The organism is Hyphomonas sediminis (assembly GCF_019679475.1).
In the GTDB taxonomy this organism is placed as follows: Bacteria; Pseudomonadota; Alphaproteobacteria; order Caulobacterales; family Hyphomonadaceae; genus Hyphomonas; species Hyphomonas sediminis.
The window spans coordinates 1,410,582-1,426,792 of the sequence record NZ_JAIEZP010000001.1; the positions used below are offsets into that span (position 1 = coordinate 1,410,582).

Genomic DNA, 16,211 nt, shown 5'->3' on the forward strand with positions numbered 1-16,211 from the left:
GGCTCAGGCGTCCGGTTCGCCGAACTCGGCCACAAGGCGCTCGGCCAGCGCAATGTCTTCAGCGGTATCGATACCGGGAATGGCGATCCTGCCGGGCTCGACTTCCACCGCTTGCATCGTGAACCCGTTCTCGATCAGGCGCAGCTGTTCCAGGCCCTCAAGGCGCTCATAATGGCTTTCCGGCAGAGCGCAGTAACGGCGCAATGTGTCGAGGCGGAAGCCATAAAGGCCTATATGCTGGCACACGGGTGATAGATTGCTCAGCTTGCGGAGTTCAGCTTCCTTGCGGATGGCAGGCATGATGTTCTTTGAGAACCAGATGGCCCGGCCTTTGGGATCTTTCACCAGGGTGGTGCCAGAGAAGGGCGTTTCAGTCTTGTGGGCGCGGAGCTGGTCCAGCGCGGCCCAGCTCAGGCGGATGTAGGGCGTTGCCGCATCGGCGCCGGTTGTTTTCAGTGCGTCGACGACGGCAATCACATGTTCTGTCGGCGTGAATGGCGCGTCCCCCTGAAGGTTCACGACAAAGTCCGGGCTCATCCCCAGCCCGTCTGCGGCGGCGAGCGCCCTGTCGGAGCCTGACGGCAACGCAGGATCGGTCATCACCACATTGATGCGGTTATCGCGGCAATACTCCAGAATGCGTGTATCGTCCGTGGCCACAGCATACTCGGCGCCTTTGCCAAGGCGCGCGGCGGCGCGTCGGGCGAGGTCGGCGACGCGGCTGACCATGGTTTTGCCGGCGATCTTGGCGAGCGGCTTGCCCGGCAGGCGCGTGGAGCCATAGCGGGCGGGAACAACGATAAGGGTCTGCATTGGTCTTGGTCCGGATTACTTGTAGGGCGCCGGCTCGAGCTGGCCCTCACTGTTTACGACCTGAACCAGCGCGAGGATCGGGCCGACCCATTGAAGCGACGCATCCGGAACGCCTTCGCGGCGCAGGAATTCGGTGAAGGCGGGCACGAAATCCTCGCGTCGGCCACATTGCTGGATCGCCGAGTTCAGTTCAGGCACGACGACGGTTTCAAAGCTCCGGGCAAATCGCTGGATGTCTTCAGCCTGCGCGGCCAGCAGGATGCTCTGGATCGGATCGATGCGGCCATCAGCCTTGGTCAGCTGGCGCAGATCGTTGACGAGGCCGCGATTTTCCATCGCAAACTTCCCGAGAATACGGTCGGTCCGGTACTGGACCCATTCGGCCGTGCAAGGCTCGGGTTGGGTGGCGCAGGCGCCGAGGCTGGCCAACGCGGCAGCGGCAAGAGCGAAGCGGATCATCATGCGAAGGGCCTCCGGATTTTCTGGTTCGCCGGGACACTAGCCTCAACCGGCGAACGCGCAAAGCGCTCCGCCAAACATGAAAGCAGCCCGGCGAGGGGGAACGCCGGGCTGCCTTCACTTAGGGTGTCTGGAGTAGGAGCCTATTCCGAACCCTTCAGTTCTGCGGGGGTTTCTGGTGCTGCCGGTGGGGCTGGTGCCGCGACAGTGCCGTCGACGGTGAACTTGTCTTTGATCTTGGTTCCGTTGGTCATGATGAAGGTGCGTTTGCCTTCGCCGCTGCCTTCCTTGAACTTGGCCTTTTCTTCGTCGCTCAGGCTGGTGTTGGCCTTGATGAAGTCGAGCGTCTTGTCAGAGCGGAGAATTTCCTGAGTTCCGGCGACGCAGGCAATCTTCATGGTCTGGCCCTCGTCAGTTGTACGCTCGATGATGCGGGTGTCGCCATCTGCCAGATTTAAGTCGACACATTCGTCCACCATTTCGGGGATCAGATCGGCGCGGGCTTCGATCCTCGCTTCGAAGTCCTTGCCATAGTGGCGCTCCAGGGCAGCATCCAGACGATCGGCATTGGCTTCCATGCGACGCTCAATGGTGATCATGCGCTTCTGGGTCGCTTCATCGATCCTGGCTTCCATGATCGCGGCGCGTTCGGCGACCCGAGCTTCGATTTCGGCGCTGCGCGATTCCATCTCGGCGGCGCGGGCTTCGATTTCTGCCGCCTTTGCTTCCATGCGGGCTTCAAAGTCTGCGGCCCAGGCGTCGATCTCTTCTTCGCTCATGCCGGCGAAGTTCATGCTGATGCTTTCAAAAGCAGCCTCAGTGCCGAGCATTGCGCCCATCAGGCCCAGCTCGACGCTCATCTGGGTGAGATCTTCGAATTCGGGGCTGCCGGTGAACTCCAGCACGGCGCCGAGGGTTTCCGGACCTGTCAGTTCGGCTGCGTCCTTGGACATCTGCACCGTGATCTCATGAACTTCCGGCGGCATCGGTGGAACAGGAACGAGGCCTTTGACCGGATCGCTGAGCAGGATGACTTGGCGGTTATCCACCTTTTCGCCGTCGACCCAGAGCGCGCCGTTCTGGATCTTGAGATCCTTTTTCTGATCCGGCTCGCCTGCAGCGGCTATGGACGCGGTGCCAACGAGGGCGGTCGTGCCCAGGAGTACGGCGGCGCCAAAACCGATCCAGCGGCGGCGGCTGTCGGGAGCAGGATAGGACATCAGTTTCAGCCTTTCTTTCAGGGCATGGGTGAGGGGAAGGCTGGTTGTCAGAGCGATGCGGGCAGGCATCTGCATCCGGACTGCCTTGACCAGCGTGGACCCATAGGCGTGGGGGCTGGCATGGCCACGGCGCAGAACGTCGGCGTCGCAGGCGGCTTCCTGGTCAATGCGGAATGCCTGGCGGGCGATGTAGGCGAACGGGTTGAACCACATCAGGGCAACGAAGATCTCAGCCGTTTGAAGGGCCCAAAGGTCACCGCGCTTCACATGGGTCAGCTCGTGGGCAATGGCCGCGCGGGCTTCAGAGCGGGAATAATCCTCAGCAAACCAGGCGGGCAGCACGACGGCCGGGCGGAACAGGCCGGTGACGAAGGGACCGCTGGAGATCAGGCTGGTGACGATGCGCGGCATACGCTTGAGGCCGGCTTCGCGGGCGATTTCGATGGAAAGATCCTGCAGATCGCCGGTGACGGGTATGCCTTCCCGTTCGACCACATTCATGAAGCTGATATGGCTGCGAATGCTGCGGGCCAGGAAGAAAAGCGCGCCGGCAAGCCAGACGGCAAGGGCGACGAGTCCGGCGATCAGCAGCAGGTCCATCGTGTCCAGCGGCTGGGCTGGGGCGGCGGCCAGTGCGTCCGCCGGCAGGTGCGGCGTGGCGATGTTGGACGGAACGAACACATTGGCTGCGTCAGCCGGTACATTCGGCAAGGCTGCCGCGTGGCCCTCTGCGGCGACACGTGTCGTGGTTTCCGTGGTGGTGTGGATGCTTTCAGCCGGCGCCGCTGCTGGCAGCCTGAGCCAGGCAAAGAGGGAAGAGGCCTGATTGGGCAGCGGCGGCAGGACCAGCCGGAAGATCGGCAAGATCCAGAGGGCATAGGCAATGCCGGCGCCGAAATGGCGGGCGACCGGTTTGCGGATTGCCAGCACCAGCAGGATCAGAAGGGTCGCCGCAAAGACGGCTTCCAGCGCATGTGCGAAATAGGAACTGTGGATCCCGGAAATCATTTCTTCAGCTCCCCCAGAAGCTTTTCGAGTTCGGCGATGTCGTCATTGGTCAGGCCGCGCGTATCGGCCAAATAGGCAACGAGCGGTGCGGCGCGGCCGGAGAACACCCGGTCGACAAACTGGCCGGCGGCCTTGGCCTTGTAGTCGGCCTCATCAATGGCGGGATGGTAGAGATAGCGACGGCCATCTTCGCGTGTGGTCAGGGCGCCTTTCTCGACCAGGCGGGCGAGGAAGGTTTTGACCGTGCGGATGTTCCAGTCTTTCTCATCGCCCAGTTTCTCGTGGACTTCGGCGGCGGCAAGGCCGGGTTCTGCCCAGAGAATTCCCATGACTTCGAGTTCTGCTGCGGAGATCTGAATCATGACATGCGGTTCCCATCGACTACGACTGTGGTCAATACATTCGACTACAAGCGTGGTCAATCACCTGAAGATGAATTCCATGTAAGCTGCTTCCTGTTTGGGCTGCGCGGCTTCCCGTCCCTTCAAATCCTCAAAACGCTCTTGTAGTGTTGTCCGGAGCCGGGTGTTTTTCCGGACGTTCTGAGTAGTGTGGAGTAGCTTGATGAAGCCCGGCCGTTTGGTTGCGCAGCCTGCCGTCTGGCAGGCTGGGGACAGGGGAGAGGCCGGAGGACGCAGTCCATCGGGAATTAGAAAACAAGACCGGGAGACGTGGGTGCCAGGATCAGGTGTAGGCGCGCTGCGGCGCGGCGGAGGGGTCTGCTGATGCGCCGGTTCCGCGAAGAGATGAAATCCGGCGGCGAGATGACGGGCATCGAGTTCGGTGATCCGATCAAGCCGTTTGCCGCAATCTGGATCCACGCGACCGGCTTCAACGCCATGACTTATCAGTCGTTGCTGGCGCCGCTGGGCCTTCGGGCACGGATCGGCGCGCTGGACATGCGCGGCCATGGCCGCACGACCATTCCGACGAAGAGCGGGCTTTCCAGCTGGAACCGTTACCGCGACGACGTCATCGAGTTTCTTGAACGCGAAGCGCCGCAGGGCGTTGTGCTGGGCGGTCATTCGATGGGCGGCTGCGTGGCGCTGCTGGTGGCGGGCAAACGGCCCGACCTGGTGAAAGGCCTGGTGCTGGCCGATCCGGTGATCCTGTCGCGCAAGACCTATTTCTGGAACCATGCGTTCCCGCCCTTCAACTGGCTGTTTGCCCGCAACAAGATGGCCGCGCGCGCCCGCAAGCGCCGGGCCGAGTTCGGATCGTTCCGCGAGGCGCTGAACTCTTACAATGGGCGCGGGGCCTTCCAGTCCTGGCGGGAACCCTTCCTGGCGGATTACCTGCTCGACGGCATCGACCGGGCGGACAATGGCCCGCATGACGCCGAGACCCAACGCTGGGCGCTGACCTGCACACCCAAATGGGAAGCGAAGACTTTTGGCGCGCAGCGCCATCGCCCGTGGGCGGCGCTGGCGACCGTGCGCGAGAAGAAGATCCCCATCGTCATCATGCGGCCGAACCGGGATTCGGTGATTTCCGATAAGGTTCGTGCGCAGATCATCCAGCAGAACCCGTCGCTGATGATGCGCGGCATTCGCGGCACCTCGCACTTCCTGCCGATGGAAGCGCCCTATGAAATCCGCGACCAGCTTTCGGCCTTCATTGCCCGGCTGGTGGAGCGCCTGACTCTGGAAGAAGACGCGCCGGTGGCGCGCGGCCTGCGCCAGCGCCGGCGCCGGGCAGGCTAGGCAGGACTATTCCAGCAGCAGCGTCCGGAACGCACGCTTTGGGGCGTGGCCGGCGGGGTGTGCTGCGAGATGGGAAAGAGTTGAGGGAGATCCCCGCCTTCGCGGGGATGAGCGGAGGTTGGCGCGCAGGGCTCAGGACGTGTCGGGGGCGTGCCCGCTTATCCTTCGACTTCGCTCAGGATGAGCTTCGGGAGGTGGGGTGTTGGAGGCTTCCGAAAAACTACCGGAAAACTCCAACGGGGCTCCCACGAGGTTTGGAGGGAGGGCGGATTCCCAGACGGGATCGTTCCATTCGGGTTTCGTGCGTTCGGGTTTCTTGTAGGCGCGCCAGTGGTCGCCGACGCTGACGATGTGGATGCGGCCCCATTTGGTGACGGCGATGAGGAGGGAGCGAAGCTCGACATCCTGCCGTTTGAAGATCGCGCGCAGTTGCAGCCAGAGGTATGGCCAGAAGATTGGCAATACATGGGCGTAGAGGCGGGCGATCTGGGGTGTCATGGGCTGAGTATAAGTCAGCCTGCGGAGGGGGGTGGATACGATTGCGGGTTGTGGTGTGTTTGCTGGGGGGATGTGTTGGATAGGTGAGCCCGCTCTATCCTTCGACTTCGCTCAGGATGAGCTCAAATACGCTGTGCCAACGAAGCTCATCCTGAGCGAAGTCGAAGGATGGGTGGGCTTTGCTGGGCTCAGGTCGAAGGATGGGCGTGTATCACTTCCTTCGGGCGTCTTCCCGGAATTTGCGGAGCAAATGTCCGGGACCCAGGGGGGGGAAGGCTGGGTCCCGGTCTTCTCCCCGGATCAAGTCCGGGGCGAAACCGGGATGACGGGGGAATGGGGTGCGGATGGAGCCGAGTGGGCGGGAGGCCCTCACCCCGGCCCTCTCCCGGGGGGAGAGGGGGCGCGTCGCGTTCAGACGGAACGGGGACACACAGTGTCAGACAGTGTCGTTTTGCGTCTTTTCGGGGACAGTTTGGGTCACTTCAGGGACCGGAGGGGTCACCAGAGTTCGCGGTCCGGGGAGGCGGCCTTGGCGAGTTTGATCATCAGGCGGGCCAGCTCGATCTGCTCGGCATCGGACAGGGCGGAGACCAGCTGGGCTTCCTCGGCCTTGGCGAGAGGAACGATCAGTTCATAGATGCCGGCGCCGGCGGGGGTGAGGTAGAGGTCCGAGCGGCGGGCGTCCTCGGTGGAGGGGCGGCGCTCCAGGTAGCCCATCTCGATCAGGCTGGCGACGGCGCGGCTGACGGCGACCTTGTCCATCTGCGTGCGCTGGCCGATCTCGGTGGCGCTGATGCCGGGGGTGTCTGCCGTGACGGTCATCACCCGCCATTGCCAGATCGAGAGGCCGAACTCGCTGTCATAAAGATCGGCGATCCGCTGCGAAATGACGTTGGAGAGCACCGACAGCCGGAAGGGCAGGAAGGTGGCCAGGCTGAGCGTGGAGGCGCTGGGCGAGGGGCGGGATGTTTCAGGCATGGGCGGGTTCAATCTTTCCGGCATGGCTTGCGGGCGCGGGCATAATTAGTTACATATGAAACTATATATTCCACACGCGCAAGACGGAGCCTTTTGCCATGGCTGATCTTTTCGACAATCCCGCAGGCCTCGATGGATTCGAGTTCATCGAGTTCTCTGCTCCGAAAAAAGGCATTCTGGAGCCGGTTTTTGAAACAATGGGCTTTTCTCTGGTCGCCCGGCACCGGTCCAAGGATGTCGAGCTGTGGCGCCAGGGCGGAATCAACCTGATCACCAATTACGAGCCCAAATCTGCCGCCTGGTTCTTCGCGCGCGAGCATGGCCCGTCTGCCTGCGGCATGGGGTTTCGCGTGCGCGACGCCCGGAAGGCGTATGACCACCTGCTGGCGCAGGGCGCTGAGCCGGTGCAGGTGGAGACCGGCCCGATGGAGCTGCACATTCCCGGCATCCGCGGCATCGGCAATTCGATCATCTACCTGATCGACCGCTATGACACCGGCGCAAACGAACTTTCGATCTATGACATCGACTTTGAATACCTGCCGGGCGTGGACAAGCACCCCGTGGGCGCCGGCTTCAAGCTGATCGACCACCTGACGCACAATGTTTATGGCGGCCGCATGAAGTATTGGGCGGACTTCTATGAGAAGCTCTTCAACTTCCAGGAAATCCGCTATTTCGACATCAAGGGCGAATACACCGGCCTCACCTCCAAGGCGCTGACGGCGCCGGACGGGAAGATCCGTATCCCGCTGAATGAAGAGGGCAAGGGCGGCGGCGGCCAGATCGAGGAGTTCCTGCGGGAGTTCAACGGCGAAGGCATCCAGCATATCGCGCTGATCTGTGACGATCTCTATGGCTGTTATGACAGCCTGAAACAGAAGGGCGTGCCCTTCATGACGGCGCCGCCGGCAGCTTATTACGACATGCTCGATGGCCGTTTGCCGGGGCATGGCGAAGACGTGAAAGGCCTGCAGGCGCGCGGGCTTCTTCTGGACGGGACAACCGAGGGCGGCAATCCGCGTCTCCTCCTGCAGATCTTCGCGCAGGCGCAGGTCGGCCCGGTCTTCTTCGAGTTCATCCAGCGCAAGGGCGACTACAAGGACGGCTTCGGCGAGGGGAACTTCAAGGCGCTGTTCGAAAGCATGGAGCGCGACCAGATTGAGCGCGGTGTTCTGAAGACGGAAGAAAAAGTGTAATATGGCCCCGAGCGCTCACCCTGAGCGAAGTCGAAGGGCGGGCGCGGGCTTGCAAATGTTCCGCCAGGCGGCGCATCCTTCGACTTCGCTCAGGATGAGCCTCCGGCAGGACGGAGAAAGATGATGACCACTCCCAAACTCAAAGGCGTTCACCATGTCGCCTATCGCTGCAAGGATGCGAAGGAGACGGTGGAGTTCTACAAGAAGACGCTGGGCATGGATTTCCAGCTGGCGATTGCCGAGGACCATGTGCCCTCGACGGGGGCATATGATCCGTATATGCACATTTTCCTCGATGCGGGGAATGGCAATGTGCTGGCCTTTTTCGAGCTGCCCGAGCAGCCGGAAATGGGGCGCGATCCGAACACGCCGCAATGGGTGCAGCATATCGCGTTCCGCCTCGGCTCGCTGGACGAGCTGCTGGCGACGAAGGCGCATCTGGAAGGGCTGGGCATCGACGTGCTGGGGCCGACGCATCACGGCATCTTCAAGTCGATCTATTTCTTCGACCCCAACGGGCACCGGCTGGAGCTGGCCGCCGACATCGGCACGCCGGAACAGATGGCGCAGCTGAAGTCTGTCGCTGAGCCGATGATTGAAGAGTGGAGCCAGACGAAGAAGGCGCCGAGGCATGCGGCGTGGCTGCATGAGAAGATTGCGGAAGAGACGAAGTAATTTCCAATCACAGAGATTGCGTCATCCCGGAAATCGCGTAGCGATTATCCGGGACCCAGACCGCATACATATCCACAGAAACTGGGTCCCGGACATTTGCTACGCAAATTCCGGGATGACGGACAGGAAACACCAGACATGAAACTTGCCACCCTGAAAAACGGCACCCGGGATGGGCGCCTTGTTGTTGTCTCGAAGGATCTGACGCGGGCGACGGATGCGGCGCGGATTGCGCCGACGTTGCAGGCGGCGCTGGACAAGTGGGAGATCTATGGGCCGCAGCTCGCCATGCTGGCCGAGCAGGTGGAGCTGGGCTCTGTGCCGACCTTCCGCTTCCACGAGCATGATTGCGAGAGCCCGCTGCCGCGTGCCTATCAGTGGGCGGACGGGTCTGCCTATATCAACCATGTAGAGCTGGTGCGCGCGGCGCGCGGGGATAAAGTGCCTGAGAGCTTCTATTCCGATCCGCTGATGTATCAGGGCGGCAGCGACGGGTTCATTGGCCCGCGCGACGCGATCCCGCTGAAGGATGTGGCCTGGGGCTGTGACATGGAAGGGGAGATCGCGGTGGTGACCGGCGACGTGCCGATGGGCGCGAGCGAGGCGCAGGCGGCTGAGGCCATCCGCCTCGTGATGATCTGCAATGATGTGTCGCTGCGCGGGCTGATCCCCGGCGAACTGGCCAAGGGGTTTGGCTTCTTCCAGTCGAAGCCGGCTTCGGCTTTCTCGCCCGTGGCGGTGACGCCGGACGAGCTGGGCGAAGCGTGGAAGGGCGGCCTTGTGCACCTGCCGCTGCGGGTGGACCTGAATGGCGCGCCTTTTGGCCGGGCGAATGCGGGCGAGGACGCGACGTTCAGCCTGCCGCGGCTGGTGGCGCATGCGGCCAAGACCCGCGCGCTGGGCGCTGGATCGATCGTCGGCTCTGGCACCGTTTCCAACAAGGGCGCCGATGGCGGGGCAGGCAAGCCGGTGGCCGAAGGCGGGCTGGGCTATTCCTGCATCGCGGAAATCCGCATGATCGAGACGATTGCCAGCGGGGCGGCCAAGACGCCGTTCATGAAGCCGGGCGACACCGTGCGCATCGAGATGCTGGACGCGGCCGGGCATTCGATCTTTGGCGCCATCGAGCAGACGGTTGAGGCGGCGTAAGCCTGTTTCAACAAGTGTTGAAATTTTGCGCGCGCTGAGGCATTCAGGGCGCGGCAGAATATGATAGGCTGGGCATGAGCGGCCGCGCGCGGCTTGAACCCAGGCGCATGGACAAGGGAGAGATGGGCCGGATGGCAAACAAGGTCTATAATTCGGCGGCAGAAGCGCTCGACGGGCTGCTGTTCGACGGCATGCTGATCGCAGCAGGCGGCTTTGGCCTCTGCGGCATTCCGGAGCTTTCCATTGCGGCGATCCGCGAGAGCGGCGTGAAGAACCTGACGGTCGCCTCCAACAATGCGGGCGTGGATGGCTTCGGCCTCGGCGTGCTGCTGGAGAGCCGGCAGGTGAAGCGGATGATGAGCAGCTATGTCGGCGAGAATGCCGAGTTCATGCGGCAGTACCTCTCCGGCGAGCTGGAGCTGGAGTTCAACCCGCAGGGCACGCTCGCCGAGCGGATGCGGGCAGGGGGCGCGGGCATTCCGGGCTTCTACACCAAGACCGGCGTTGGCACCGTGATTGCCGAGGGCAAGGAAGAAAAGGTATTCAACGGGGAGACCTACATCCTTGAAGAGGGCATCTTTGCCGACCTTGCCATCGTGAAAGCCTGGAAGGCGGACACGACGGGCAACGCCATTTTCCGCAAGACCGCGCGCAACTTCAACCTGCCAGCGGCGACCTGCGGGAAGGTGTGCGTGATGGAGGTCGAGGAGATTGTGGAGCCGGGCGAGCTTGATCCGGACGGCATCCACCTGCCGGGCATCTATGTGCACCGGCTGGTGCAGGGGCGCCATGAGAAGCGGATCGAGCAGCGGACTGTGAGGAAGCGGGCATGAGCGTTTCACTCTTTCGTCCGCTTTCCCCCGCGCAGGCGGGGGCCTCGCGCGGCAAACAATCCCTTATCCCGAACCAGATCCCCGCCTTCGCGGGGATGAGCGGAGGTTTCTGAAGATGCCCTGGACACGTGATGACATGGCGGCGCGGGCCGCGCAGGAGCTGAAGGACGGGATGTATGTGAACCTCGGCATCGGGATTCCGACGCTGGTGGCGAACCATATTCCGGACGGTGTGAACGTGACGCTTCAGTCCGAGAACGGAATGCTCGGCATGGGGCCTTTCCCCTTCGAGGGCGAGGAAGACCCCGACCTGATCAATGCGGGCAAGCAGACGATTACCGAACTGCCCCAGACGGCCTATTTCGACAGCGCGACATCCTTCGCGATGATCCGGGGCGGGAAGATCGCCATGGCGATCCTCGGCGCGATGGAAGTGGCGGAGAATGGCGACCTTGCCAACTGGATGATCCCCGGCAAGCTGGTCAAAGGCATGGGTGGGGCGATGGACCTGGTGGCCGGCGTTGGCCGCGTGGTGGTCGTGATGGATCACGCCAACAAGGCGGGCGAGAGCAAGGTGCTGAAGGAATGCACCCTGCCGCTGACCGGCAAGGCGGTCGTCAACCGCATCATCACCGACCTTTGCGTGATGGATGTGGTCGAAGGCGGGCTGAAGGTGATCGAGCTGGCGCCGGGCGTGACGATGGATGAAGTGAAATCCAAGACCGAGGCGAAGCTGGTTTAAGTACCGGGCGCTTTTCGCCGTCATCCCGGAATTTGCGGAGCAAATGTCCGGGAACCAGTTTTGCGTGGCCCTGGGTCCCGGACAAGCGCTTTCGCGCTTTCCGGGATGACGAAGCTGAGGGATTTTTCCGCCAACCACCTCCCGCGCTTCGCAGGGGAGGTAGATTGCGCGTCGGCGCAAGACGGATGAGAAAATCCGTTTGCGGATTACTTCCCGCGATGCTGGCGCATCAGGCCGGCGAACCGGTCGAAGAGGTAGAAGCTGTCCTGCGGGCCGGGGGAGGCTTCGGGGTGGTGCTGGACCGAGATGATCGGCTTGTCTTTCACCGAGAGGCCCGAATTCGTGCCGTCGAAGAGGGAGCGGTGGCTCTCTTCCACGCCGGGGGGGAGGGTTTCAGGATCGACGGTGAAGCCGTGGTTCATCGAGACGATCTCCACCTTGCCAGTGGTGAGGTCTTTCACGGGATGGTTTGCGCCGTGGTGGCCCTGCGCCATCTTCTTGGTTTTTGCGCCGAGGGCGAGGCCGAGCATCTGGTGGCCAAGGCAGATGCCGAGGATCGGCAGGCCGGACGCCACGAGGGTTTTGATCATGCCGCCGGAGCGCTGGAAGGTCGCGGCCGGGTCGCCGGGGCCGTTGGAGAAGACGACGCCATCGGGCTTCAGGGCGAGGATTTCCTCAGCGGTCGCGTCGCCATTGACGACGGTTGCGCGCGCGCCGGCATTGGCGAGGTTGCGCAGGATGTTCTTCTTCACGCCGAAATCGACGACGACGACATGGAATTCGGCATTCGCCAGCGTTTCGTGGCCGGTGCCCGGCTTCCAGAGGCCGGCGGTGTTCTCGTAGACGGCTTCCTGATCGACGACATCGGCGAGGTCTGCCCCGTCGAGGCCTTCCCAGCCCTTGGCCAGCTCGACGAGGGCGGCAAAGTCGATCTTGCCCTCAGGCTTGTGACAGATGGCGGCCTTGGGCATGCCTTTTTCGCGGATGCGCTTGGTGAGGGCGCGGGTGTCGATGCCGGAGAGGCCAATGACGCCGCGCTTGGCCAGCCAGGCGCCGAAATCATCGGTGGCGCGCCAGTTGGAGGGCGCCGTGATCGGCTCGCGGAAGATGGCGCCGCGCGCTGCGTCAGCGGCTGCGGTGGTCGATTCTTCCTGATCATCGGCGTTTGCGCCGACATTTCCGATGTGGGGGAAGGTAAACAGGACGATCTGGGAAGCGTAGGAGGGGTCCGTCAGGATCTCCTGATAGCCCGTGATCGCGGTGTTAAAACACAGCTCGCCAACCTTGATACCGGTTGCGCCCGCGCCGAACCCGGCGAAAATCGTCCCATCTTCAAGGGCCAGAGCGCCGGTCGCTGAGTCCATATCTTGATTCCTGCTCATGGAAGATATACCCCTCGCCGTTGGTTTTTGCTGGTTGACGCTGTTTTAACCGGTCGGGCTAAAACTCGGCAGCTTATTGGGGCTGAGTCTCCGCACCGTCAAGCAAGGCGGTGTCGCGGAGTGTAGAAAAGGTACGGGTTCGGCATGGGCCGGGAAGACATTTCTGCGTGTTTGGGCCTGAAGGCCCGGATTCTACAGGCGCTTAAGGACGAATCCGCTCAGACGGACAGCGAGACCAGGCTGCAAACGTTGCGCCTGATCGAGTGTGCCATCCGCGACCGCGATGTGTGCGCGCGCGGTCGGGGCGAGGGCGAAGGCTGCCCCGACACCGATGTGCAGCGCGTTCTGAAGATCATGATTGCCCAGCGCGAAGAGTCCGCCGGCGAGCATGAAGAGGAGGGCCGCCTGGAGGAGGCCATCCGCGAGCGTGAGGAAGTTTCGATTATCAATGCTTTCCTGCCGCAGCCCCTGTCGGGCAGGGCGCTCGACATTGCGGTCAAGCAGGTGGTGGACGATCTGGGCGCCTCCAAGCTCAAGGATCTGGGCCGCTGCGTGACCGAGCTGAAGGACCGCTATCCCGGCCAGATTGAAGCCGCCAGCGCCGGCAAGGCCGTTCGCACCGCGCTGACCCAGAGCTGAAACCAGCCTGACATTTTTCCAATCCGAAGACCGACGCGGGCCTGAAGAGGCCTGCGTGGGGCTGCCATGTTCTCGCCCGGAGTCTGAAACCTTGGAAAGGTTCTGGAACCCGAGGGTGCACGCCCCGTTGGTCCGCCATGGAAACCACCGGAAAGGAATGTGCCATGAAGACCCTGTTTGCGACTGCCAGCGCCGCTGCCCTGATGCTTGGGGCGGCTGCCTGTTCCGACACCAGCCAGTCGATCGAGACGGCCGGCTATGAAACGAGCGGCCCACAGGTTGAAGAGGTTGCCGACCTTGAAGACCCGACTGCCCAGACCGCTGAAGCAACCGGCGACCGCGTAGAGTACACGCTTGCCTCGGGCGAGCTGGAAGCCTCCGACCTGATCGGCGCCTCGGTGCACAATCCCGCCGGCGAAGAGATTGCGACTGTGGCTGACGTGTTCCTGGGCACCGAGGGTATGCAGCCCGTGATCCTGATCCGCGATGGCGGCGTCAGCGGCCTTGGCGGCGACCTGCGCACGCTGGCCTTTGAGGCCGCTTCGGTGACGCCCGGCGAGGTGGGCGATGAGCCGGACCTGATCGTCGCGATGTCCGAGGACAGCCTCGAAACCCTGCCGGAGTTCGAGCAGGAAGAGATGAATGACTATCGCCTGGCTTCTGAAATGATGGGCGCTGTTCCGGCGCTGAGCTTCAGCGGCGACATGGTGCGGGTCAACGACCTGATCCTGACCGAGGGCGGTGAGCTGCGCTACGCCGTGATTTCGCCGGGCCTGGCAACGACCGAGCAGGTCGTGATCAACGCCAATGCGATCAAGGTCGCCGAGGGCGATAGCGATGGCGAGCTGGTGGTGGATATCGACCAGGCCGAGCTCGACGAAGCCCCGATGTACCGCTGGGAATAATCGTCGTCAGCGATTGATCCGGAAGGCCCTGCTGCAAGGCGGGGCCTTTTCTTTTGCGCGCATTGTAAATTTGCACGGGATGCCAATGTTGCGTATCCGCCGCGCCGCGAAAGAGGTATTCTCAGCCCGATGTCATCTGCCCCCACCATTCGCATTCCCGATGGGTTCGTCGAGGAGCTGAAGGCCCGTATCCGGCCTTCGGATGTGATCGGGCGCAAGGTGAAACTGACCAAGAAGGGCAAGGAATGGGTGGGGCTTTCTCCCTTCACGGCGGAGAAGACGCCGAGCTTCTATGTCAACGACCAGAAGCGCATCTTCAAATGCTTCTCCTCTGGCATGGGCGGGGATGTGATCAACTTCGTGATGGAGACCGAGCGGCTCTCTTTCATGGAAGCGGTGGAGAAGCTGGCCGAAGAAGCAGGCATGGCCCTGCCGAAGGCGAGCCCGGCGGCGGTTGAAGAATACGACCATCGCAAACGGCTGCAGGCGGCGTGCGAGGCGGCGGCGGAGTTCTTCGAGGAACGGCTGCGATCCAATGAAGGGGCCGGCGCGCGCAGCTATCTGGAGGGCAGGGGGCTCGGCGCGACGAGCTGGGGCCGGTATCGCCTCGGCTACGCGCCCGATGACTGGCGCCGCACACGCGCGCACCTGCACGAGAAGGGCTTCACGGACGGCGAGCTGCTGGAAGCGGGCATCATCAAGGAAAGCGACCGGGGCGGCGAACCCTACGACATGTTCCGCGGGCGCCTGATGTTTCCCATTCCGGATTCGCGCGGCGGGATCATCGCGTTCGGCGGCCGCGCGCTGCAGCCCGATGCCAAGCCGAAATACCTGAACTCGGGCGATACGAGCCTCTTCCACAAGTCGAACGTTCTGTACCGCTACAAGGCGGCGCGGGAAGCGCTGGGCCATGGCGAGGGCGGCGGGCTGATCGTCTGCGAAGGCTACATGGACGTGATCGCCATGTGCGAGGCGGGCTTTGGCAATGCTGTGGCCCCGCTGGGCACGGCGCTGACCGAGGAACAGCTGCAGCTGATCTGGCGGGCGGGGCCAGAGCCGGTGATGTGTTTCGATGGCGACCGGGCGGGCCTGGGCGCCGCCTATCGCGCGCTGGACCGGGCGTTGCCGTTTGTGGAGCCGGGGCGGTCTGTCTTCTTTGTGCTGCTGCCCGATGGCATGGACCCCGATGACCTGATCCGCGAACGCGGGCGGATGGCGATGGCCGAGCAGCTGGACGGTCGGTTGCCGCTGTCGGAGCTGCTGTGGCGGCGCGAGCGGGACGCTGAGCCGGTGGATACGCCCGAGCGGCAGGCGGGACTGGAAGCGCGGCTGATGGGGGCGTGCGGGCATATTCGCCATGCCGGCGTGAAGGCGGCCTATGAACGCGACCTGAAATCCCGGCTGCGGGACCATCTGTGGCAGCTCCGCGAGGCCAAGCGCGCCAACAGTTTCAAACGGGGACGGCCCGGTTCGGGACAGATTCCCGCAGGCGGCGAGCCGGCCCAGGAAGTGCTCAAGCAGGGGGCGCCGGAGAATATTGCCGGGCTGAACCTCATCCTGCGCGCGGTCGATAATCCGGGCCTGCTGGCGATGGGCGCCGAGCTGCTCGCCCAATGCACACCGGCTGACGCCGATGTCGCAAGGCTGCGCGATGCAGTTCTTGACCTTGCAAATGACGGAATCCCCATTGACCGCGGGACAATCACCGCCCATCTAGCGAATTCTGGGAACATACGTGCTGCCGGTCTGCTCAAAGATTATCCCGCAACGCCTCACATAGCGGCCAATGGGTCCGAGGCTCGGGAATGGCTGATCGCTCTAGAGCAATACGTGGTGATACGGCGTTCCAGCGACCAGGAGACGGGCTCTGGCACGGATAGTGCGAGCGCGGACCCTACGCTGTCCCCGCAAGAATGGCGGAGACGGCACCAAATGGTTGCTGAGCGCAGGGCATTGAAAGCCCGTATGAACGAAGCATCCAGCAAACACGGCGACAGCTGAGCGGTAG

At 63.0% G+C, this 16,211-nt stretch carries 16 protein-coding genes; 9 read left to right on the forward strand and 7 right to left on the reverse strand.

Annotated features, from left to right (window positions below; all coding sequences use genetic code 11):
• Positions 1-3: 3 nt before the first annotated feature.
• The 4 genes from K1X12_RS07090 to K1X12_RS07105 form a co-directional block, all read right to left on the reverse strand.
• Entirely contained in the window at positions 4-813 is an 810-nt protein-coding gene (locus tag K1X12_RS07090; RefSeq protein ID WP_220986917.1) for a 3-deoxy-manno-octulosonate cytidylyltransferase family protein, read from the reverse strand.
• Between the two features lie 15 nt (positions 814-828).
• A complete protein-coding gene (locus K1X12_RS07095; protein ID WP_220986918.1) occupies positions 829-1,275 on the reverse strand; it encodes a hypothetical protein in 447 nt (148 codons plus the stop codon).
• A gap of 140 nt (positions 1,276-1,415) precedes the next feature.
• Positions 1,416-3,500 carry a M56 family metallopeptidase gene (locus K1X12_RS07100; protein ID WP_220986919.1) on the reverse strand — a complete coding sequence of 695 codons (2,085 nt, stop codon included), beginning with the start codon at positions 3,498-3,500 and terminating at the stop codon, positions 1,416-1,418.
• Complete coding sequence (locus K1X12_RS07105; protein WP_220986920.1) at positions 3,497-3,862, reverse strand: BlaI/MecI/CopY family transcriptional regulator; 366 nt, start codon at positions 3,860-3,862, stop codon at positions 3,497-3,499. The genes K1X12_RS07100 and K1X12_RS07105 overlap by 4 nt, the downstream gene beginning before the upstream one ends.
• Positions 3,863-4,225: 363 nt before the next feature.
• On the opposite strand from K1X12_RS07105, the gene K1X12_RS07110 reads away from it, so the two are divergent.
• Positions 4,226-5,203, forward strand: a complete 978-nt coding sequence (locus K1X12_RS07110; protein WP_225907906.1) for an alpha/beta fold hydrolase — start codon at positions 4,226-4,228, stop codon at positions 5,201-5,203.
• Positions 5,204-5,335: 132 nt separating this feature from the next.
• On the opposite strand, the gene K1X12_RS07115 is transcribed toward K1X12_RS07110, so the two are convergent.
• Positions 5,336-5,701 carry a hypothetical protein gene (locus K1X12_RS07115; protein WP_220986921.1) on the reverse strand — a complete coding sequence of 122 codons (366 nt, stop codon included), beginning with the start codon at positions 5,699-5,701 and terminating at the stop codon, positions 5,336-5,338.
• A 498-nt stretch (positions 5,702-6,199) separates the two neighbouring features.
• Complete coding sequence (locus K1X12_RS07120) at positions 6,200-6,679, reverse strand: MarR family winged helix-turn-helix transcriptional regulator (RefSeq protein ID WP_220986922.1); 480 nt, start codon at positions 6,677-6,679, stop codon at positions 6,200-6,202.
• Between the two features lie 98 nt (positions 6,680-6,777).
• Between K1X12_RS07120 and hppD the strand changes: the two genes are divergently transcribed.
• The 5 genes from hppD to K1X12_RS07145 all read left to right on the forward strand — a co-directional run bounded on the left by hppD (position 6,778) and on the right by K1X12_RS07145 (position 11,277).
• The gene (gene hppD, locus K1X12_RS07125; protein ID WP_220986923.1) at positions 6,778-7,878 is read left to right on the forward strand and encodes a 4-hydroxyphenylpyruvate dioxygenase; all 1,101 of its coding nucleotides are present in this window, start codon (positions 6,778-6,780) and stop codon (positions 7,876-7,878) included.
• A gap of 123 nt (positions 7,879-8,001) precedes the next feature.
• Complete coding sequence (locus tag K1X12_RS07130) at positions 8,002-8,553, forward strand: VOC family protein (protein ID WP_220986924.1); 552 nt, start codon at positions 8,002-8,004, stop codon at positions 8,551-8,553.
• Between the two features lie 138 nt (positions 8,554-8,691).
• On the forward strand, positions 8,692-9,702 hold the full coding sequence (locus K1X12_RS07135; RefSeq protein ID WP_220986925.1) for a fumarylacetoacetate hydrolase family protein: 1,011 nt from the start codon (positions 8,692-8,694) through the stop codon (positions 9,700-9,702).
• Between the two features lie 131 nt (positions 9,703-9,833).
• Positions 9,834-10,535: a CoA transferase subunit A gene (locus K1X12_RS07140; protein ID WP_220988822.1), complete on the forward strand. Its 702-nt coding sequence runs from the start codon at positions 9,834-9,836 to the stop codon at positions 10,533-10,535.
• A 115-nt stretch (positions 10,536-10,650) separates the two neighbouring features.
• Complete coding sequence (locus tag K1X12_RS07145; RefSeq protein WP_220986926.1) at positions 10,651-11,277, forward strand: CoA transferase subunit B; 627 nt, start codon at positions 10,651-10,653, stop codon at positions 11,275-11,277.
• Between the two features lie 206 nt (positions 11,278-11,483).
• Here the strand turns inward: K1X12_RS07145 and carA are convergent, their stop codons facing one another.
• Positions 11,484-12,641 carry a glutamine-hydrolyzing carbamoyl-phosphate synthase small subunit gene (gene carA, locus K1X12_RS07150; RefSeq protein WP_220986927.1) on the reverse strand — a complete coding sequence of 386 codons (1,158 nt, stop codon included), beginning with the start codon at positions 12,639-12,641 and terminating at the stop codon, positions 11,484-11,486.
• Between the two features lie 162 nt (positions 12,642-12,803).
• Between carA and K1X12_RS07155 the strand changes: the two genes are divergently transcribed.
• The 3 genes from K1X12_RS07155 (at position 12,804) to dnaG (ending at position 16,204) form a co-directional block, all read left to right on the forward strand.
• The gene (locus tag K1X12_RS07155) at positions 12,804-13,298 is read left to right on the forward strand and encodes a GatB/YqeY domain-containing protein (RefSeq protein WP_225907907.1); all 495 of its coding nucleotides are present in this window, start codon (positions 12,804-12,806) and stop codon (positions 13,296-13,298) included.
• A 164-nt stretch (positions 13,299-13,462) separates the two neighbouring features.
• Positions 13,463-14,203, forward strand: a complete 741-nt coding sequence (locus K1X12_RS07160; RefSeq protein WP_220986928.1) for a PRC-barrel domain-containing protein — start codon at positions 13,463-13,465, stop codon at positions 14,201-14,203.
• A 129-nt stretch (positions 14,204-14,332) separates the two neighbouring features.
• Positions 14,333-16,204 (forward strand): DNA primase, encoded by a 1,872-nt coding sequence (gene dnaG / locus K1X12_RS07165; RefSeq protein ID WP_220986929.1) that lies wholly within the window; start codon positions 14,333-14,335, stop codon positions 16,202-16,204.
• The last annotated feature ends 7 nt before the right edge of the window (positions 16,205-16,211 follow it).

What these genes read in the sequence shown, in the direction of transcription:
- K1X12_RS07090 (WP_220986917.1), bottom strand. Translation starts at nt 813, where the DNA reads ATGCAGACCCTTATCGTTGTTCCCGCCCGCTATGGCTCCACGCGCCTG.
- K1X12_RS07095 (WP_220986918.1), bottom strand. Translation starts at nt 1,275, where the DNA reads ATGATGATCCGCTTCGCTCTTGCCGCTGCCGCGTTGGCCAGCCTCGGC.
- K1X12_RS07100 (WP_220986919.1), bottom strand. Translation starts at nt 3,500, where the DNA reads ATGATTTCCGGGATCCACAGTTCCTATTTCGCACATGCGCTGGAAGCC.
- K1X12_RS07105 (WP_220986920.1), bottom strand. Translation starts at nt 3,862, where the DNA reads ATGATTCAGATCTCCGCAGCAGAACTCGAAGTCATGGGAATTCTCTGG.
- K1X12_RS07110 (WP_225907906.1), top strand. Translation starts at nt 4,226, where the DNA reads ATGCGCCGGTTCCGCGAAGAGATGAAATCCGGCGGCGAGATGACGGGC.
- K1X12_RS07115 (WP_220986921.1), bottom strand. Translation starts at nt 5,701, where the DNA reads ATGACACCCCAGATCGCCCGCCTCTACGCCCATGTATTGCCAATCTTC.
- K1X12_RS07120 (WP_220986922.1), bottom strand. Translation starts at nt 6,679, where the DNA reads ATGCCTGAAACATCCCGCCCCTCGCCCAGCGCCTCCACGCTCAGCCTG.
- hppD (WP_220986923.1), top strand. Translation starts at nt 6,778, where the DNA reads ATGGCTGATCTTTTCGACAATCCCGCAGGCCTCGATGGATTCGAGTTC.
- K1X12_RS07130 (WP_220986924.1), top strand. Translation starts at nt 8,002, where the DNA reads ATGACCACTCCCAAACTCAAAGGCGTTCACCATGTCGCCTATCGCTGC.
- K1X12_RS07135 (WP_220986925.1), top strand. Translation starts at nt 8,692, where the DNA reads ATGAAACTTGCCACCCTGAAAAACGGCACCCGGGATGGGCGCCTTGTT.
- K1X12_RS07140 (WP_220988822.1), top strand. Translation starts at nt 9,834, where the DNA reads ATGGCAAACAAGGTCTATAATTCGGCGGCAGAAGCGCTCGACGGGCTG.
- K1X12_RS07145 (WP_220986926.1), top strand. Translation starts at nt 10,651, where the DNA reads ATGCCCTGGACACGTGATGACATGGCGGCGCGGGCCGCGCAGGAGCTG.
- carA (WP_220986927.1), bottom strand. Translation starts at nt 12,641, where the DNA reads ATGGACTCAGCGACCGGCGCTCTGGCCCTTGAAGATGGGACGATTTTC.
- K1X12_RS07155 (WP_225907907.1), top strand. Translation starts at nt 12,804, where the DNA reads ATGGGCCGGGAAGACATTTCTGCGTGTTTGGGCCTGAAGGCCCGGATT.
- K1X12_RS07160 (WP_220986928.1), top strand. Translation starts at nt 13,463, where the DNA reads ATGAAGACCCTGTTTGCGACTGCCAGCGCCGCTGCCCTGATGCTTGGG.
- dnaG (WP_220986929.1), top strand. Translation starts at nt 14,333, where the DNA reads ATGTCATCTGCCCCCACCATTCGCATTCCCGATGGGTTCGTCGAGGAG.